The sequence below is a fragment of the Streptomyces sp. NBC_00078 genome, assembly GCF_026343335.1.
Classification (GTDB): domain Bacteria; phylum Actinomycetota; class Actinomycetes; order Streptomycetales; family Streptomycetaceae; genus Streptomyces.
In genome coordinates this window covers 4215843-4231233 of the sequence record NZ_JAPELX010000001.1, presented here as the reverse complement: position 1 = coordinate 4231233, position 15391 = coordinate 4215843, and the positions used below count along the sequence as shown (strand labels likewise).

The 15391-nt window shown below is 69.9% G+C and carries 20 protein-coding genes and 1 pseudogene; 15 read left to right on the top strand and 6 right to left on the bottom strand.

Going from position 1 to position 15391, the window contains the following annotated elements:
- Positions 1–112: 112 nt before the first annotated feature.
- The 4 genes from OOK07_RS19765 to OOK07_RS19750 all read right to left on the bottom strand — a co-directional run bounded on the left by OOK07_RS19765 (position 113) and on the right by OOK07_RS19750 (position 3629).
- Entirely contained in the window at positions 113–334 is a 222-nt protein-coding gene (locus OOK07_RS19765) for a hypothetical protein (RefSeq protein ID WP_266683620.1), read from the bottom strand.
- A 65-nt stretch (positions 335–399) separates the two neighbouring features.
- Complete coding sequence (locus OOK07_RS19760) at positions 400–1593, bottom strand: S1C family serine protease (protein WP_266797715.1); 1194 nt, start codon at positions 1591–1593, stop codon at positions 400–402.
- 138 nt (positions 1594–1731) lie between these two features.
- Entirely contained in the window at positions 1732–2754 is a 1023-nt protein-coding gene (locus OOK07_RS19755) for a LacI family DNA-binding transcriptional regulator (protein WP_266682136.1), read from the bottom strand.
- 95 nt (positions 2755–2849) lie between these two features.
- A complete protein-coding gene (locus OOK07_RS19750; protein WP_266682134.1) occupies positions 2850–3629 on the bottom strand; it encodes a winged helix-turn-helix transcriptional regulator in 780 nt (259 codons plus the stop codon).
- A 171-nt stretch (positions 3630–3800) separates the two neighbouring features.
- On the opposite strand from OOK07_RS19750, the gene OOK07_RS19745 reads away from it, so the two are divergent.
- From OOK07_RS19745 to OOK07_RS19705, 9 genes are all read left to right on the top strand, one after another.
- Positions 3801–4664: an alpha/beta hydrolase gene (locus tag OOK07_RS19745; RefSeq protein ID WP_266682132.1), complete on the top strand. Its 864-nt coding sequence runs from the start codon at positions 3801–3803 to the stop codon at positions 4662–4664.
- A gap of 55 nt (positions 4665–4719) precedes the next feature.
- The gene (locus OOK07_RS19740) at positions 4720–4974 is read left to right on the top strand and encodes a MoaD/ThiS family protein (RefSeq protein WP_266797713.1); all 255 of its coding nucleotides are present in this window, start codon (positions 4720–4722) and stop codon (positions 4972–4974) included.
- 2 nt (positions 4975–4976) lie between these two features.
- Positions 4977–6176 carry a hypothetical protein gene (locus tag OOK07_RS19735; protein ID WP_266797711.1) on the top strand — a complete coding sequence of 400 codons (1200 nt, stop codon included), beginning with the start codon at positions 4977–4979 and terminating at the stop codon, positions 6174–6176.
- A 139-nt stretch (positions 6177–6315) separates the two neighbouring features.
- The gene (locus OOK07_RS19730) at positions 6316–7065 is read left to right on the top strand and encodes an LmeA family phospholipid-binding protein (RefSeq protein WP_266797709.1); all 750 of its coding nucleotides are present in this window, start codon (positions 6316–6318) and stop codon (positions 7063–7065) included.
- Between the two features lie 398 nt (positions 7066–7463).
- On the top strand, positions 7464–8303 hold the full coding sequence (locus tag OOK07_RS19725) for a sulfurtransferase (protein ID WP_266797707.1): 840 nt from the start codon (positions 7464–7466) through the stop codon (positions 8301–8303).
- 87 nt (positions 8304–8390) lie between these two features.
- Complete coding sequence (locus OOK07_RS19720) at positions 8391–8678, top strand: DUF1416 domain-containing protein (protein WP_003991226.1); 288 nt, start codon at positions 8391–8393, stop codon at positions 8676–8678.
- Between the two features lie 151 nt (positions 8679–8829).
- The gene (locus OOK07_RS19715) at positions 8830–9090 is read left to right on the top strand and encodes a DUF3099 domain-containing protein (protein WP_266682122.1); all 261 of its coding nucleotides are present in this window, start codon (positions 8830–8832) and stop codon (positions 9088–9090) included.
- 85 nt (positions 9091–9175) lie between these two features.
- Positions 9176–9583 carry a DUF5753 domain-containing protein gene (locus OOK07_RS19710; protein ID WP_323182973.1) on the top strand — a complete coding sequence of 136 codons (408 nt, stop codon included), beginning with the start codon at positions 9176–9178 and terminating at the stop codon, positions 9581–9583.
- Positions 9565–9762 carry a DUF397 domain-containing protein gene (locus tag OOK07_RS19705; protein ID WP_266682120.1) on the top strand — a complete coding sequence of 66 codons (198 nt, stop codon included), beginning with the start codon at positions 9565–9567 and terminating at the stop codon, positions 9760–9762. Before OOK07_RS19710 ends, OOK07_RS19705 begins: the two co-directional genes overlap by 19 nt.
- A gap of 34 nt (positions 9763–9796) precedes the next feature.
- Here the strand turns inward: OOK07_RS19705 and OOK07_RS19700 are convergent, their stop codons facing one another.
- Positions 9797–10159 (bottom strand): DsrE family protein, encoded by a 363-nt coding sequence (locus OOK07_RS19700; protein WP_266682118.1) that lies wholly within the window; start codon positions 10157–10159, stop codon positions 9797–9799.
- Positions 10160–10401: 242 nt separating this feature from the next.
- Between OOK07_RS19700 and OOK07_RS19695 the strand changes: the two genes are divergently transcribed.
- From OOK07_RS19695 to ygfZ, 3 genes are read left to right on the top strand one after another with little or no spacing between them, the layout of a single operon-like run.
- On the top strand, positions 10402–11001 hold the full coding sequence (locus OOK07_RS19695; protein WP_266797705.1) for a heme-binding beta-barrel domain-containing protein: 600 nt from the start codon (positions 10402–10404) through the stop codon (positions 10999–11001).
- Positions 11002–11017: 16 nt separating this feature from the next.
- Positions 11018–11479, top strand: a complete 462-nt coding sequence (locus tag OOK07_RS19690) for a Fur family transcriptional regulator (protein WP_266797703.1) — start codon at positions 11018–11020, stop codon at positions 11477–11479.
- 10 nt (positions 11480–11489) lie between these two features.
- Positions 11490–12455 carry a CAF17-like 4Fe-4S cluster assembly/insertion protein YgfZ gene (gene ygfZ, locus OOK07_RS19685; RefSeq protein ID WP_266682115.1) on the top strand — a complete coding sequence of 322 codons (966 nt, stop codon included), beginning with the start codon at positions 11490–11492 and terminating at the stop codon, positions 12453–12455.
- A 25-nt stretch (positions 12456–12480) separates the two neighbouring features.
- On the opposite strand, the gene dtd is transcribed toward ygfZ, so the two are convergent.
- Positions 12481–12960, bottom strand: a complete 480-nt coding sequence (gene dtd / locus OOK07_RS19680; RefSeq protein WP_266682113.1) for a D-aminoacyl-tRNA deacylase — start codon at positions 12958–12960, stop codon at positions 12481–12483.
- Positions 12961–13118: 158 nt separating this feature from the next.
- Here dtd and OOK07_RS19675 point away from each other — a divergent pair, with 158 nt between their 5' ends.
- The 3 genes and pseudogenes from OOK07_RS19675 (at position 13119) to OOK07_RS19665 (ending at position 15229) form a co-directional block, all read left to right on the top strand.
- Positions 13119–13727: an RsiG family protein gene (locus OOK07_RS19675; RefSeq protein ID WP_405671625.1), complete on the top strand. Its 609-nt coding sequence runs from the start codon at positions 13119–13121 to the stop codon at positions 13725–13727.
- A gap of 22 nt (positions 13728–13749) precedes the next feature.
- A pseudogene (locus OOK07_RS19670) lies at positions 13750–13881 on the top strand (asparaginase); the annotation flags it as partial.
- 94 nt (positions 13882–13975) lie between these two features.
- On the top strand, positions 13976–15229 hold the full coding sequence (locus OOK07_RS19665) for a GNAT family N-acetyltransferase (protein WP_266797701.1): 1254 nt from the start codon (positions 13976–13978) through the stop codon (positions 15227–15229).
- The last annotated feature ends 162 nt before the right edge of the window (positions 15230–15391 follow it).

The window sequence follows — 15391 nt, the reverse complement described above, 5'->3', positions numbered from 1 at the left end:
GGTGGGACGGCAATGGGCTGAAGGTACGTGAACCTGCTTGAGCGTGCTGAACGCCTTCAGCCTCGCATGTTTCCCTGCGGGCGAGTACGGAGAGAAGGCCGGCCGGGCGCGATCAGCCGTGCATCGCCGCGATCCGGTTCAGCGGCACCTTGCGGCGGTGCGGACGGGCCGCGGTGGTGCGCAGACCCATCATCTGGGCCGGGGCACTCGCCACCAGCTCCGGCGCGCGCGTCACCGGTGTCACCGGCGCGTGCAGTGCGTACGCCACTTCGAGAGCCAGGGCGAGATGGGCCGGAGCGGTGCCGGCGACCGTGTGGGAAACCTGCTTGATCACGACGTGCTCCGTGACGTGCTCCATGACGCGCTCCCTGCTGGTGAGGTGATGACAGCCGGCTGGGTTCAGCTGTCGCTGCCGCCGGCCCGCAGCGTGGCCAGGTCGGACTTGACGGTGTTGATCGGGATGGCGAAGCCGAGGCCGACGCTGCCGGCGTCCGACGAGCCCGAGGACGACTGCGAACTCGCGGAGTACATCGCGGAGTTGATGCCGACGATGTTGCCCGCGGCGTCGATCAGAGCGCCGCCGGAGTTGCCCGGGTTGAGGGACGCGTCGGTCTGGATCGCCTTGTATGTCGTCGTCGACGAACCCGTGTCGCCGTTGAACTGCTGGCCGCCGAAGGAGAACGGCCACCGGCCGTCGCCTCCCTGGCCCTGGCCCTGGCCCTGGTCCTGGGACTGGCCCTCGTCGGTCGAGACGGTCACGTCCCGGTTGAGGGCCGAGACGATGCCGCTGGTGACGGTGCCGCTCAGGCCCTCGGGGGAGCCGATCGCCACGACGGTGTCACCGACCTGGACGCCGGAGGAGTTGCCGAGGGTGGCCGCCTTGAGGCCGGAGGCGTTCTCCAGCTTGATCAGGGCGAGGTCCTTCTTGCTGTCGGTGCCGACGACCTTCGCGGTGTAGGTCTTGCCGGCGCTGGTCGTCACCTTGATCGACGTGGCACCGGAGACGACGTGGTTGTTGGTGACGATCTCGCCGCCGCTGGTGATGATCACGCCGGAGCCGGTCGACGAACCGTTGCTCAGCGTGGCGCTGACCTCGACCACGCTCGGGCTGACGGCCGCGGCGATGGTGGCGACGTCGCCCTTCTTGCCGGAGGGCACCACATTGGTGCTGGTGCTGCTGCTGGTGGCGACGGTGTCGTTGCCGGTCAGCTCCTGGAAGGCGTACGCGGTGCCGCCGCCGATCGCCGCGGCCACGATCGCCACGGCGGCCAGCAGGGCGAGGGGGCCCCGGGTGCGCTTCTTCGGCGCCGCAGCCGCTGCGAAGGCGGCGGGAGCTGCGGGAGCGCCGGTGGGGAAAGCCGTACCGCCACCGCCACCGCCGTAACCGTCGTAACCGCTGTAGCCGTCGTGCCCGCCGTAGCCGCCGTAGCCAGAACCCTCGGCCGCGGCCGGCTGCACCGGTGGCTGCGCCGGCGGCGGCGGCCACTCGGGGCTCACGGGGGAGGAGGCGTGCTGCTGCTGGGGGTACGTGTGCTGCTGCTCGCCCTGATAGGGGTTCTCGTACTCGCCGCTGCGGCGGATGCTCTCGGTCATGACAATGAGCTTCCCGCGCAACCATGAGAGCTGGCTGAGTGCCCGCTGAGAAGCCCGACAGAACCTTGTTTGCCCGATATAAGGAGCCTTCTCGCAGCTCGGCGAGGCCTTTCAGGCAAGCTTCATGTGCGGGCACCCTCACGGGCAGCCGCACGACCTCCGCGTGACCAGCCGCGACGGGAACTGCCTGAGCCGCTCCCGCCGGGACCCCGCCACCCGCAGCCCGTCGTCGAGCACGAGGTCCACGGCGGCCCGCGCCATCGCGGAACGGTCCGAGGCGACCGTGGTCAGGGGCGGGTCCGCCAGCGCCGCCTCCTTGATGTCGTCGAAGCCGGCCACCGCCAGCTCGCCCGGCACGTCGAGTCGCAGCTCGCGCGCGGCACGCAGCACGCCGATCGCCTGGTCGTCGGTGGAGCAGAAGATCGCGGGCGGGCGCCGGGGCCCGGAGAGGATCTCCAGGGCCACCTCGTAGGCGTCGTAGCGGTTGTACGGGGCCTCGAAGAGCCGGTCCTCGGTCGGGATCCCGGCCTCCTCCATCGCGCGCCGCCAGCCCTCGACGTGGTCGGAGACCGGGTCGCCGACGACCGGGGTCTCGGCGGTGCCGCCCATACAGGCGACGTACTCGTAGCCGTGGTCGATCAGATGGCTGACGGCCTGCCGGGCGCCGTCCAGGTCGTCGATGACGACGGCGACGTCGTCGATGGCCTCGGGACGCTCGTGCAGGAGGACCACCCGGGCGTCCCAGGCCTCGATCTCGGCGGCGGCGTTGTCGTTGAGCGCATGGCTGACCAGGATGAGCCCGGACACCCGCATGCCGAGGAAGGCCCGCAGATAGTGGACCTCGCGCTCGCCCACGTAGTCGGAGTTCCCGACCAGCACCATCTTTCCGCGCTCGGAGGCGGCCTGTTCGACCGCGTGCGCCATCTCCCCGAAGAAGGGCTGGCGCGCGTCCGGCACGATCAGGCCTATGAGGTCGGTGCGCCGGGACGCCATCGCCTGGGCGACCCGGTCCGGCCGGTACCCCAGTTCCTTGATGGCGGCGAGGACACGCTCGCGCGTGGCCGGGGCGACCGGCCGGGGTCCGTTGTTGATGACGTAACTGACCACGGCGGTCGAAGTCCCCGCCAGTCGCGCCACATCATCCCGAGTCACCTTGGCCACGCGCGGAGTCTACGCGGATATACCGCCTCCGGGCAGGGCGAGAAGGGGCTGGGCCCGGAGCGCCTGTGTGGAAGCGATGCCCCCTCAGGTGCCCCTTATGCCTCCGCCCGCACCTCGACCTCGTCCAGGGCGGTCACCCCGTCCGTATCCTCCTGCTTTGGGCGGTCTGCCTTGGCCTTGGCCTCCTCGGCGGCCCGGTCGACCTTCTCCGGAGTAACGAATCGATAACCGACGTTCCGGACGGTCCCGATCAGCGACTCGTGCTCGGGTCCGAGCTTGGCGCGCAGCCGTCGTACGTGCACGTCGACCGTTCGGGTGCCGCCGAAGTAGTCGTAGCCCCAGACCTCCTGCAGCAGCTGGGCTCGGGTGAAGACGCGGCCCGGGTGCTGTGCGAGGTACTTGAGGAGCTCGAACTCCTTGAAGGTGAGGTCGAGGACCCGGCCCTTGAGTTTGGCGGAGTAGGTGGCCTCGTCGACCGACAGGTCGCCGTTGCGGATCTCCATGGGGGAGTCGTCGTTGACGATCTGCTGTCGGCCCATGGCCAGCCGCAGCCGCGCCTCGACCTCCGCCGGACCGGCGGTGTCGAGGAGTACGTCGTCGATGCCCCAGTCGGCGGTGACGGCCGCGAGGCCGCCCTCGGTCACGACGAGGACGAGCGGACAGCCGGGGCCCGTGGAGCGCAGCAGCTGGCACAGACTGCGGACCTGGGGCAGGTCACGGCGGCCGTCGACGAGGATGACGTCGGCGCCCGGGGTGTCGACGAGGGCGGGGCCCTCCGCCGGGGCCACTCGCACGTTGTGCAGGAGCAGGCCGAGGGCGGGGAGCACCTCCGTCGACGGCTGAAGGGCATTGGTCAGGAGCAGCAGAGAACTCATACGTCTGGTTCCTCCTCGGTCCCTGCGAGGACGTTTGGTGGTGCGGTACCGCTCTGCGATCCCGGGGCCCCGTACACCTGCGGTTTCCCGCGTCGTATACAACGCTTCCGAAAGCACAAAAGGACCCGGGGGCGTCGATGCCCGAGTCCTCTGCCGAGCAGAATAGCCCACATGAGCATCACTCCGGCAGGTCATGTGGCGAGTTCCACCGCTCGTCCGAACTCCGAGACGACCAGACGCGCACCTTTGCGGACGTTTCTGCACACGAACGACGGGGTGTCCATCGATTCCGTATACGACCCGCGGGCCGCTGTATACGACGCCGCGGCGTCATCCTCCGTTGACCTGGTGTTCGTCATGGCACACGGCTTCACGGGCGACGTGGACAAGCCGCACGTGCGTCGGGTGGTGGAGGCGTTCGCGCAGTACGGGGCGGTGGTCTCGTTCTCCTTCAGGGGTCACGGGATGTCCGGCGGGCGGTCCACGGTGGGCGACCGGGAGGTGCTCGATCTGGCGGCCGCGGTGACCTGGGCGCGGGAACTCGGCCACGCGCGCGTGGCGACCGTCGGCTTCTCCATGGGCGGCTCGGTGGTGCTGCGGCACGCGGCGTTGTACGGGCCGGGGCGCGGAGGGCGCACGGAAGCGTCCACGGACGCGGTGGTCTCGGTGAGTGCACCGGCCCGCTGGTACTACCGGGGCACCGCCCCTATGCGGAAGCTGCACTGGCTGGTAACCCGCCCCGAGGGCCGGCTGGTTGGCCGCTACGGATTCGGTACGAGGATCCACCACCGGGAGTGGGACCCGGTCCCGCTCTCGCCGGCGGAGGCGGCGGCGAGGATCGCGCCCACTCCGCTCCTGATCGTGCACGGCGACCGGGACGGCTACTTCCCGCTCGACCACCCCCGCATGCTGGCCGCGGCCGCCGGTGACCACGGAGAACTCTGGGTGGAGGGCGGCATGGGCCACGCCGAACACGCGGCCACTGACGGGCTGCTGGCGCGCATCGGGGACTGGGCCGTCTCACGGGCGGGCTAGCCTGACGGGGTACACCGCCGATCGACTGTTCATTGACCATTGATTGAGGAACCGGATGCCAAAGGTCACGGTGCGCTACTGGGCCGCCGCGAAGGCCGCGGCCGGCGTCGCCGAGGAGCCGTACGACGCGGCCACCCTCGCCGAGGCGCTCGACGCCGTGCGCGAGCGACACCCCGGTGAACTGTCGCGCGTACTGCAGCGATGCTCGTTCCTCATCGACGGTGACCCCGTGGGCACCCGCGGACATGAGACGGTACGGCTGGCCGCCGGCGGCACGGTCGAGGTGCTCCCGCCGTTCGCAGGAGGGTGAGGATGACCGATCAGCCGTACGACCCGTACCAGCAGCAGCCGCAACCGCAGCAGCCGCAGCAGCACTCGCAGCAGCCGCAGCAGCAGGCGTATCAGGGTCAGGGATACCAGGGTCAGGGGTACGGGGGCCAGGGGTACGAGGGTCAGGGATACGAGGGTTACGACGACCCGTATGCCGCCCAGCAGTACACCCAGCAGTGGCAGGGGCAGACCTGGGAGCCGCAGCCGCAGGCGCCGGTGTCGGGCGCGGAGACGGCCTACATGCAGCAGCAGGCACCCCAGCAGGCGGCACCGCACCAGGGGTACTCGCAGGCTCCGCAGTGGCAGCAACCGCAGGCCCCGGCGCCGGCCCCCGCGCCCGCACCGGCCCCCGCACCGGCCCCTTCCGCCGGGGAATCGACGGGCGCCACCTACGGCCCCGCCACCCTCGCCGGCAACCCCCGCATCACGGACGCCCAGCGCTCCCGCCTGGAGGGCCGTTCCCCGATCATCGAGCCGGGCATACAGCCGGCCGGGCTCACGGCCCTGCTGGGCCTGCTCCTGTCCGGCACGGCCGCTGTCGGCTCGTACGCCCTTCTCGTCCCGCTCGTCGCTCTTCAGGCGGTCACCGCGGCGGGCTGGTTCCGGCTGAACGGCATGTGGCCGGCCCGGCAGGGCATCGCGCTGGCGTTCCTGGGCGCGCTGGCCGCGGACGCCGTGCTGCTGGTGGCCGGCCGGTCGAACGGCCCGGAGGCGATCCTGGGCACCCTCGGCGTCTGGGTCCTGCTCTCCCTGGTCCTCCAGCTGCGCTCGCACGCGGACCCGGACGAGCGGATGTACGGCCTGATGGCGGGCGTCGCCTCGGCCGCGCTGTCCATCGTCGCGGGCGGCTATCTCGCAGCCTCCGCGCACGCCGTCTCGGTCGGCGCGGCGGCGGTCGCGGTGGCGGTCCTGGCCCGCGCGCTCCCGCTGCCCACCCCCGCGTCGGTGATCGTCTCCCTCCTCGCCGCCGCGGGTGCGGGCATCGCCGTCGGAGGCATCACGGGGTTCGGGGCGGAGGGCGCGCTGCTGGGCGCGGGCGCGGCGGTCTGTGCCCTCATCGGCCACCGGGTGGCGAGCTACGACTACCCGTCGAGGTTCGTGCACTTCACGGCGGGCGTCGCCCTGCCGCTGACGGCCGCGGCGCCGGTCCTGTACGTGCTGGGGCGGGCGCTGGGCCAGTAACCGGCCGCGGTCACCGGCTCCTGTCACAGATGATCGACAATTCTCCGGCCCGCGCCGTCGCAGGGTTACTCTCGCGCTGGGCGGCCACCCGGTCGTCGGGAACCGTTGTCATCGTCCGGCCAGGTGGGGGAAACGCCGTATGCGCGCGCTGCGAATACTTCTGATCGTCGTCGTGATCCTGGGCGGCCTGTTCGTAGTCGTCGACCGGGTCGCGGTGTACTTCGCCGAGGACGAGGCGGCGTCCAAGCTGAAGACCACCGAGAACCTCGCCTCCGACCCCGACGTGTCCATCAAGGGCTTCCCCTTCCTCACCCAGGTCGCCTCCGGTGAGCTGGACGACGTCGAGGTCGGCATCAAGGACTACGAGGCGAACACGGGCACGGGCACCGGCGGCAGCAGCGCCGGCCCGAAGACGGTCCGTATCGACGACCTGAAGGCCGATATGAAGGGCGTCACGTTCTCCGGCGACTACAGCTCCGCCACCGCGTCCACCGCGACCGGCACCGCGACCATCGCCTACGACGAACTGCTCAAGGCGGCCAAGTCCCAGCCGACGAACATCATCAGAGGGGTCACCGCCCAGGTCGTCGGCCTCTCCGACGGCGGCAACGGCAAGATCAAGGTCGACGTCGAGGTCTCGGCGGCCGGCGCCTCGCAGACGTATCCGGTGCTCAGCACGGTGACCGTCGACGGCGACACCGTGAAGGTGCACGCCGACAACCTGCCCAAGCTGATCATCGAGCTGGCCGATTCCCGCATCCGGTCGATCACCGACTTCCAGCAGACCATCGACCAGCTCCCGGGCGGTGTGAAGCTGGACAGTGTGCAGGCCGCGAAGGACGGAGTGGACATCACGGTGAAGGGTTCGAACGTCAGGCTGGCCGGGTAGGACAGCGCTCGGCGGACTCCGGGCGTCCGAAGGGCGAGACGGTTCGTCCGCACCGTAGCGGTGACGGCGCAAACTCAGGCCCGCGTGCCGTGCGAACACGGCCCGCGCCCCCTTCGGGTCTCATATCCCGGACGATCGCATCTCATCATGCGACACGGCGGTGACACGCCCCGCTGTCCGTCCCTACGATCGAGCCCATGAAGCTACAGGCGGATTTCACGAAGCGGCGGGCAGTAGACCTGTGCCGCGTCGCCGCCATGCTCTGTCGCACCTTCTGAGCGGAAGCCTCTGCTTCCGCATTCCCCGCCGCCCTGCCCAGGGCAGCCCTGCGCGCCGCCGCCTGCGCGCGCACCCTCACCTCGCACGCCCCGCCGCAACTGCCCCGGAGGAGAAAGCGCATGAGCCGCAGCGACGTCCTGGTCGACGCCGACTGGGTCCAGGACAACCTGGACAACGCCGACATCGCGATCGTGGAAGTGGACGAGGACACGTCCGCCTACGAGAAGAACCACATCAGGAACGCGATCCGCATCGACTGGACCAAGGACCTGCAGGACCCGGTCCGCCGCGACTTCATCGACCAGGAGGGCTTCGAGAAGCTCCTGTCGGCGAAGGGCATCGCCAACGACACGCTGGTGGTCCTCTACGGCGGAAACAACAACTGGTTCGCGTCGTACGCGTACTGGTACTTCAAGCTGTACGGCCACGAGAACGTCAAGCTGCTCGACGGTGGCCGCAAGAAGTGGGAGCTGGACGCCCGCGAGCTGGTCGAGGAGGTCCCGGAGCGCACCGAGACCACCTACACCGCCAAGCCGCAGAACAAGGCCATCCGCGCCTTCCGTGACGACGTGGTGGCGGCCATCGGTTCGCAGAACCTGGTCGACGTGCGTTCGCCCGACGAGTTCTCCGGCAAGCTGCTGGCCCCCGCGCACCTGCCGCAGGAGCAGTCGCAGCGTCCCGGTCACGTCCCGTCCGCGCGCAACATCCCGTGGTCGAAGAACGCCAACGACGACGGCACCTTCAAGTCGGACGACGAGCTCAAGGAGCTCTACGCCGAGGAGCGCGTCGACCTGGCCAAGGACACCATCGCGTACTGCCGTATCGGTGAGCGCTCGGCTCTGACCTGGTTCGTCCTGCACGAGCTGCTCAAGGTCGACAACGTCAAGAACTACGACGGCTCCTGGACCGAGTACGGCAGCCTCGTCGGCGTTCCGATCGAGCTGGGCGCCAACAAGTAACACCAGCAGTAAGCCAGCGCAGCAAGCGAGCAGACCCGCAAATCCCGACCGGCCTTCCTCCGGTCAGACCTCTCTTGGAGAAAAGACATGTGTGGAGCGAAGGCCGGCGGCCCGGACGCCTCGACGATCAAGCCCGGTGAGACCACGATCCAGGGCCAGGTGACGAAGGACGGCGAGCCCGTGGTCGGCTACGTCCGCCTGCTGGACTCGACCGGCGAGTTCACCGCGGAGGTCCCCACCTCCGCCACCGGACAGTTCCGCTTCTACGCGGCCGAGGGCACCTGGACCGTCCGCGCCCTCGTCCCCGGCGCCACCGCCGACCGCACGGTCGTCGCCCAGCAGGGCGGCCTCGCGGAGGTCGCGATCGCGGTCTGACGTACATCTGCCGTACAGCCGTACACCCGATGGGCCGCACTCCCGGAGTGCGGCCCTTCGGCATGCCGGGCCACCGGGCCACCGGGGCGATGAGGGTGTTCGGGCGTCCGGCGCCCGCGCCCGACAAGGGGCCGAGGCCTACCCTGGAGCCATGCTGGCACGCCGCCGTCGCGTCTATTTCGCCATGATGGGCATCTGCATCACGCTGTTCGTCCTGGCCTGGGGAGTCGTGCGCATCTGGTCGGTCCCCGCGGCCGTCGCCATGTGCGTCGTGGCGATGGTCATCCCGCCGGTCGCCGCCATGGTCGCCAACCGTCGAGGCCCCGACGACCGCTGGTGGGACGACCCGTCCGGAGACCCGAAGTCCGACGAGTGGTGGGACGAACTGGACGGCAAGAAACGCCCGCGGTAAGAGGGCGGCCCCGCGACGGTCAGGTCGTCGCGACGATCACCATCAGCAGTCCCGCGACGCTGAGCGCCGTGAGCGCGCCGCGCGAATGGGGCGCAGTGAGCTGCTGACCGAGGACGACGCACCGCGCTTCTGGACGATCGTCTCCGAGGCTGTGCTGCGCGCCCCTATGCGAGATCCTGTCGGGTGGCGGAATCAACTGGAGCACCTGTTGGACATGTCGGCGCGCAAGAACGTCACCGTCCAGGTGTTGCCGCTATCCGTTGGTCTGCACGCCCTGATGAACACGGACACGGTGTTCCTGCGTAGTGCGGGCAGCCGTACCGTGGCATGGGTGGAAACGGGATATGCGGGCGAACTGGTCGAGGAAACCAGGGATGTTGATCGGCTGCAGCTCCATTACGATCTGGTACGTGATTTGGCCCTTTCCCCGGACGAATCGCGTAAGTTCATCCGGCGGCTGTTGGAGGAAGCACCATGCAAGCCATCGACCTGACGAGCATGACGTGGCGCAAAAGCAGCTACAGCAACTCGGACGGCGGCGCCTGCCTCGAAGTCTCCGACGACGTCCCCTCCCTCGTCCCCGTCCGGGACAGCAAGGACCCCGCTCTGGGCGCCCTGGTCTTCTCGGCGTTCGCGTGGGCGGAGTTCGTCGAGTCCGTCAAGGGCCGGTAGGGGGCAGCAGGGGGTAGAAAGGGGTCAGCAGGGGTCAGTAGACGAGCGCCTGCGTCTCGTCGCCGAGCGCCTCCTGGACGAAGACCTGCGCGCCCGCGATGCGTACGCCCTCGATGACGTCACTCTCCGTGATGTCCCGCCGGGCCGCGCACTGCGTGCACAGGGTGAGCCGGCCCGCCGTGAGGACCGATTCGAGCAGGCCGGGCAGCGGAGCCGCGTGCGGCAGCTCGAACTCGGCGGCGCGTCCCGGCAGCGCGAACCACGCGGCCTCGCCGGTCAGCCACAGAGAGACGTCGACACCGCTGGCCACGGCCACCGCCGCCACCGTGAACGCCTGCGAGCACCGCTCGGGCGCATCGGCCCCCGCCGTCACCTTGATCACGAGCTTCTTCGCCATGACCGAAGCGTAGTCAACGCCGAGGGCGTACCTCACAAGGAGAGCCCGGCCCCGGCCGCGTAAGCTGGGGCCCGGCCTTTGTGTACCGCCCACCTCGCTCATCAAGGAGCACCCCGTGCTTGAGGCATTCTTCGAAGCCCTGCTGGTTCTGGTCTGCGTCGGCGTCCTCGCCTTCGCCGGGCTGACCGTGAAGAAGCTGTACCAAGGCCAGCGCTGACCCCCATCAAGGAACTGCCGACCCCATGATCGAGATCCCGTCCGACCTCCACAAGGACCTCGTCCCCCTCGCCTTCCTGCTCGGCACCTGGGCGGGCGCGGGCGTGCACGCCTCTGTCGAAGACAGTGATGAACACAGCCCCGACGCCGAGAAGTGCAACTTCGGGCAGGAGGTCACCTTCACCCACGACGGCCGGGACTTCTTGGAGTACCACTCCCACACCTGGGTCCTGGACAACGACGGGAACAAGGTCCGGCCCCTGGAGACCGAGTCCGGCTTCTGGCGGATCGACGCCGACCGCAAGGTCGAGGTGACGATGACCCGCGACGACGGCGTCATCGAGATCTGGTATGGCGACCTGGCCAAGAAGCAGCCGCAGATCGACCTGGTCACGGACGCGGTGGCCCGCACCGCCGCCTCCCGGCCCTACAGCGCCGGCAAGCGCCTGTACGGCTACGTCAAGAGCGACCTCATGTGGGTCGGCGAGAAGCAGACCCCCTCGGTCGAGCTGCGGCCCTACATGTCGGCCCACCTGAAGAAGGTCGTCACCCCGGACGACGTCGAGCGCTGGGCCAAGGCCCTCCCCGGCGACATGCCGGACGACGGCATCGCCTTCTTCAAGTAGTCCTAGACTCGTGGGTGTGGTGAGCACCGACTGGAAGAGCGACCTCAGGCAGCGCGGCTACCGGCTGACGCCGCAGCGTCAGCTTGTCCTCGAAGCCGTGGACACCCTTGAGCACGCGACCCCCGACGACATCCTCACGGAAGTGAGGAAGACGGCGTCGGGGGTCAACATCTCCACCGTGTACCGGACCCTGGAGCTCCTGGAGGAGCTCGGGCTGGTCAGCCACGCCCACCTCGGGCACGGCGCGCCGACGTACCACCTCGCGGACCGGCACCACCACATCCACCTGGTCTGCCGCGACTGCACGAACGTGATAGAGGCGGACATGTCGGTGGCCGTCGAGTTCACCGCCAAGCTCCGCCGCGAGTTCGGCTTCGACACGGACATGAAGCACTTCGCGATCTTCGGCCGCTGCAAGGACTGCGCGGCGAAGGCGGCTCCGCGGAGTTCTCTGAAGAGTTCAACTACCGAGTCGTAGGCTTGTGCCCATGAAGAGCCCTCTCCTGTCCCTGCCCGGCGCCGTCCCCGCGGAGGGCGTGGACGAAGGTGTCGCCGCCCACTACGGCGAACTGTTCCGCGAACAGCGCGCCCTCGCCGACGGCACCGGCTTCGTCGACCTCTCCCACCGCGGCGTCATCACCGTGACCGGCGACGACCGGCTGAGCTGGCTGCATCTGCTGCTCACCCAGCACGTCAGCGACCTCCCGGCCGGCCAGGCCACCGAGGCGCTGATCCTCTCCGCCCACGGCCACATCGAGCACGCGCTCTACCTGGTCGACGACGGCGAGACGGTCTGGGCCCACGTCGAGCCCGGCACGCAGGACGCGCTCGTCGCCTACCTGGAGTCGATGAAGTTCTTCAACCGCGTCGAAGTCGCCGACCGCACGGCCGAGTTCGCGGTGGTGCACCTGCCGGCCGGTTCGATCGCCGAGGTGCCGGACGGTGTCGCCGTACGCGAGACGCAGTACGGCCGCGACCTCTTCCTGCCGCGCGCCGACCTGGAGGCGTACGCGGAGAAGTCCGGCCCGCCGGCCGGGATCCTGGCGTACGAGGCGCTGCGCGTCGAACACCACCGCCCGCGCCTCGGCTTCGAGACCGACCACCGCACCATCCCGCACGAGCTGGGCTGGATCGGTACCGCGGTGCACCTGCAGAAGGGCTGCTACCGGGGCCAGGAGACGGTGGCGCGGGTGCAGAACCTCGGCAAGCCGCCCCGCCGTCTGGTGTTCCTGCATCTGGACGGCAGCGAGGTGCACCTGCCCGCCCCCGGCACGGAGATCCGCCTCGCCGACGAGGACCCCGACGGCCGCAAGATCGGCTTCATCACGACATCCGTACGCCACCACGAGCTGGGCCCCGTCGCCCTGGCCCTGGTGAAGCGGAACGTGCCGGTGGAGGCGCGGCTGCTGGCGGGGGACACGGCTGCCGCGCAGGAAGCCGTCGTGGAACCCTAGATCGGCCCCGTTGCCTGGCGGGGCACTAGATCTCCAGGAAGACGGTGAACGGGCCGTCGTTGGTCAGCGACACCCGCATCTGCGCGCCGAAACGGCCCGTCCGCACCGTCGCGCCGAGTGCCCGCAGCTGGGCGACGACCTCGTCGACGAGGGGCTCGGCGACCTCACCGGGGGCGGCGGCGTTCCAGGTGGGCCGGCGGCCCTTGCGGGCGTCCCCGTAGAGCGTGAACTGGCTGATCACGAGCAGCGGGGCATCGATGTCGCTGCAGGACTTCTCGTCGTGCAGCATGCGGATCGACCAGAGTTTGCGGGCGAGTTGGGCCGCCTTCTCCCTGGTGTCCTCGTGTGTCACCCCGACCAGGACGCACAGCCCCTCGCCGGCGATCTCCCCAACCGTCTCGCCCGCCGGTGTCCCGGCACCATCCTCAACCGAGGACCCTCGGTCCGCCCCTTGGTTTTCGACGACGACGCTCGCGCCGTCCACCCTCTGCACCACTGCTCGCATACGACCATGATGCCGGGCGGCCCGGAGGGTACTGCACCGGCATTCATTTTTGTTCCTTAACCCCCCATCTGGGGCCGATCGGGGCCACTCGGTCATATATCGGCCACTCGGGGTGGCACGATGCTGTCACGCGCCGGTCGAGGGGACGGTAGAGGCACATGAGCACATCGAGTACCGGGCAGCCGCCTGGGGCTGTCTCGCTGATCCGAACAGGAGAGCGGATGGCCCTGCGGCCGCCCGTGCAGCGCACCGACAGCCCGGGGCCGCAGCTGCCCCGCGATCCGTCCGAGCACGACCTGGCCGTGCTGAGCCTCGCCGAGCTGCGCACCCTGCGCCGTGACGCCCAGCGCGACGAGGCCGACCTCAGCTATGTACGGCGGCTGCTGCAGGGGCGTATCGACATCCTGCGGGCGGAGCTGGCGCGGCGTTCACCGACGGGCGCGGGTTCCGTGGTCGAGCGGCTGTCCGAGATCCTCACCGACGCCCCGGCTCGTCACCGTTCCTCCGCCCGCCACGTCACCCTGGGCACCCCGCACAACGAGGAGTACCGGCGACTGGCCGCCGACATGCTCGCCGAGGTCGAACTCTCCGACCTTCAGGCGCGCACCGACCTGGAGCTGAACGCGGCGATGGGCCGGCTCGTCGGCTACGAGCAGCAGGTGTCCCTGAGGCGGCAGCGGCTGCAGCGGACCGCGGACGACTGCAGCGGTGAGATGGCGCGCCGGTACCGTGAGGGGGAAGCGCAGGTCGACGACCTGCTGATGTGACGCCTCCGAAGGGTCGCCGCCGATGTCCTTGCCCGTCGCACCGCCGGTCCTCTGCGAGGCCGTACGTTCGGAATTCGTCGAGGGCCGGCATCGGGGCAGCCTGGTGGTGCTGGGCGCGGACGGGTCTGTGGAGCCGGCCCTCGGGGACGTGACCACCGGACCGGGCTCGTGGCCGGGCGGGGGCCGGGCTCATGGCGGGGCGGGAGAAAACCCGCGACACCTCACCGCCGGGCACCTACCGTGATCCCATGACCCGCGCGCACTCCGACATAGACGTCCGCCCGATCGCCGAGGCCGAACTCGCCGAGTGGCTCCGCGCGGTGAAAACCGGCTTCCTGCAAGGACCCACCGTCACGGAGACCGAAATCGAAGCCCGCCGCGCCCAGTTCGAGCAGGGCCGCTTCCTGGGCGCCTTCGACGGAGCCCGCTGCGTGGCGACGTTCCGCTCTTTCGCCCAAGAGGTCACCGCGGTCGGCGGCACCCTCGTGGCGGCCGACGCCGTCTCCGGAGTCACCGTCACCGCCACCCACCGCCGCCGCGGCCTGCTCACCCGCATGATGGGCCAGGACCTCGCGAGCGCCAAGGAGCGCGGCGACGCCGTGGCCACCCTGATCGCCGCCGAGTACCCGATCTACGGACGCTACGGCTTCGGCGCCGCCACCTCGACCGCCGAGTGGACCGTCGACGTCCCGCGCACCGGCCTCGACCGCCGCTGGTCCGGTCCCGAGGACGGCGGCCGCGTGGACCTCGTGGACGCCGAGGAGGCGCGCAAACTCGGCCCCGAACTGCACGACCGCGTCCGCCGCGCGACCCCCGGCGCCGTAAGCCGCGACGACTGGTTTTGGCAGGTCAACACGGGCGTCGTACGGCTCGACGCGAAGTGGACCGAGCCGTTCTTCGCCGTGTACCGCACGGCGGACGGCGAGGTCGGGGGACTGGCCGCGTACGAGGTCGACGACAAGTGGGGCGACGGCAAGCCCCTGAACACGGCGACCGTACGGGATCTGATCGCGGCGACCCCGGCCGCGGAGCGAGCCCTGTGGAGCCACCTCTGCTCCATCGACTGGGTCACCCGGGTCAAGAGCGGCCGGCGGGCCCCCGACGACCTGCTTCCCCTCTTCCTGCCGGACCCGAGGGCCGCCGCCATCACGGCGGCCGCGGACTGGCTGTGGGTACGGATCCTGGATGTCGTACGGGCGCTGGAGTCGCGGACGTACGAAGGGGCGGGCTCCCTGGTGCTGGAGGTCACCGACCGGGCCGGCCTGGCGGGCGGCCGCTTCCGCCTTGAGGCGTCGGTGCAGGGCGCGTCCTGCACGCCGACCACTCGGAGCTCCGAACTCACCATGGAAGCAGGGGAGTTGGCGAGGCTCTGGCTGGGCGACGAGTCGGTGGTGCGGCTCGCGGCGCTGGGCCGGGTGCGGGAAGAACGAGCGGGCGCCGCCCGATTGGCCGACGCCCTGCTGCGTACGTCCAGGCGACCGTGGTGCCCGGACATGTTCTGAGCCTCCTTCCCTCCGACGACGACTGACGACTCATCCGTAGCTGTGCTCTTCAGTTGTGACTGTGCTGTTCAGCTGCTAGTGCTGTTCAGTTGTGGCTGTGCTGTTGGAGCTGTTCAGTTGTCGGTGTTCGGTTGTGGCTGTGCTGGTACAGACTGGGCGGGC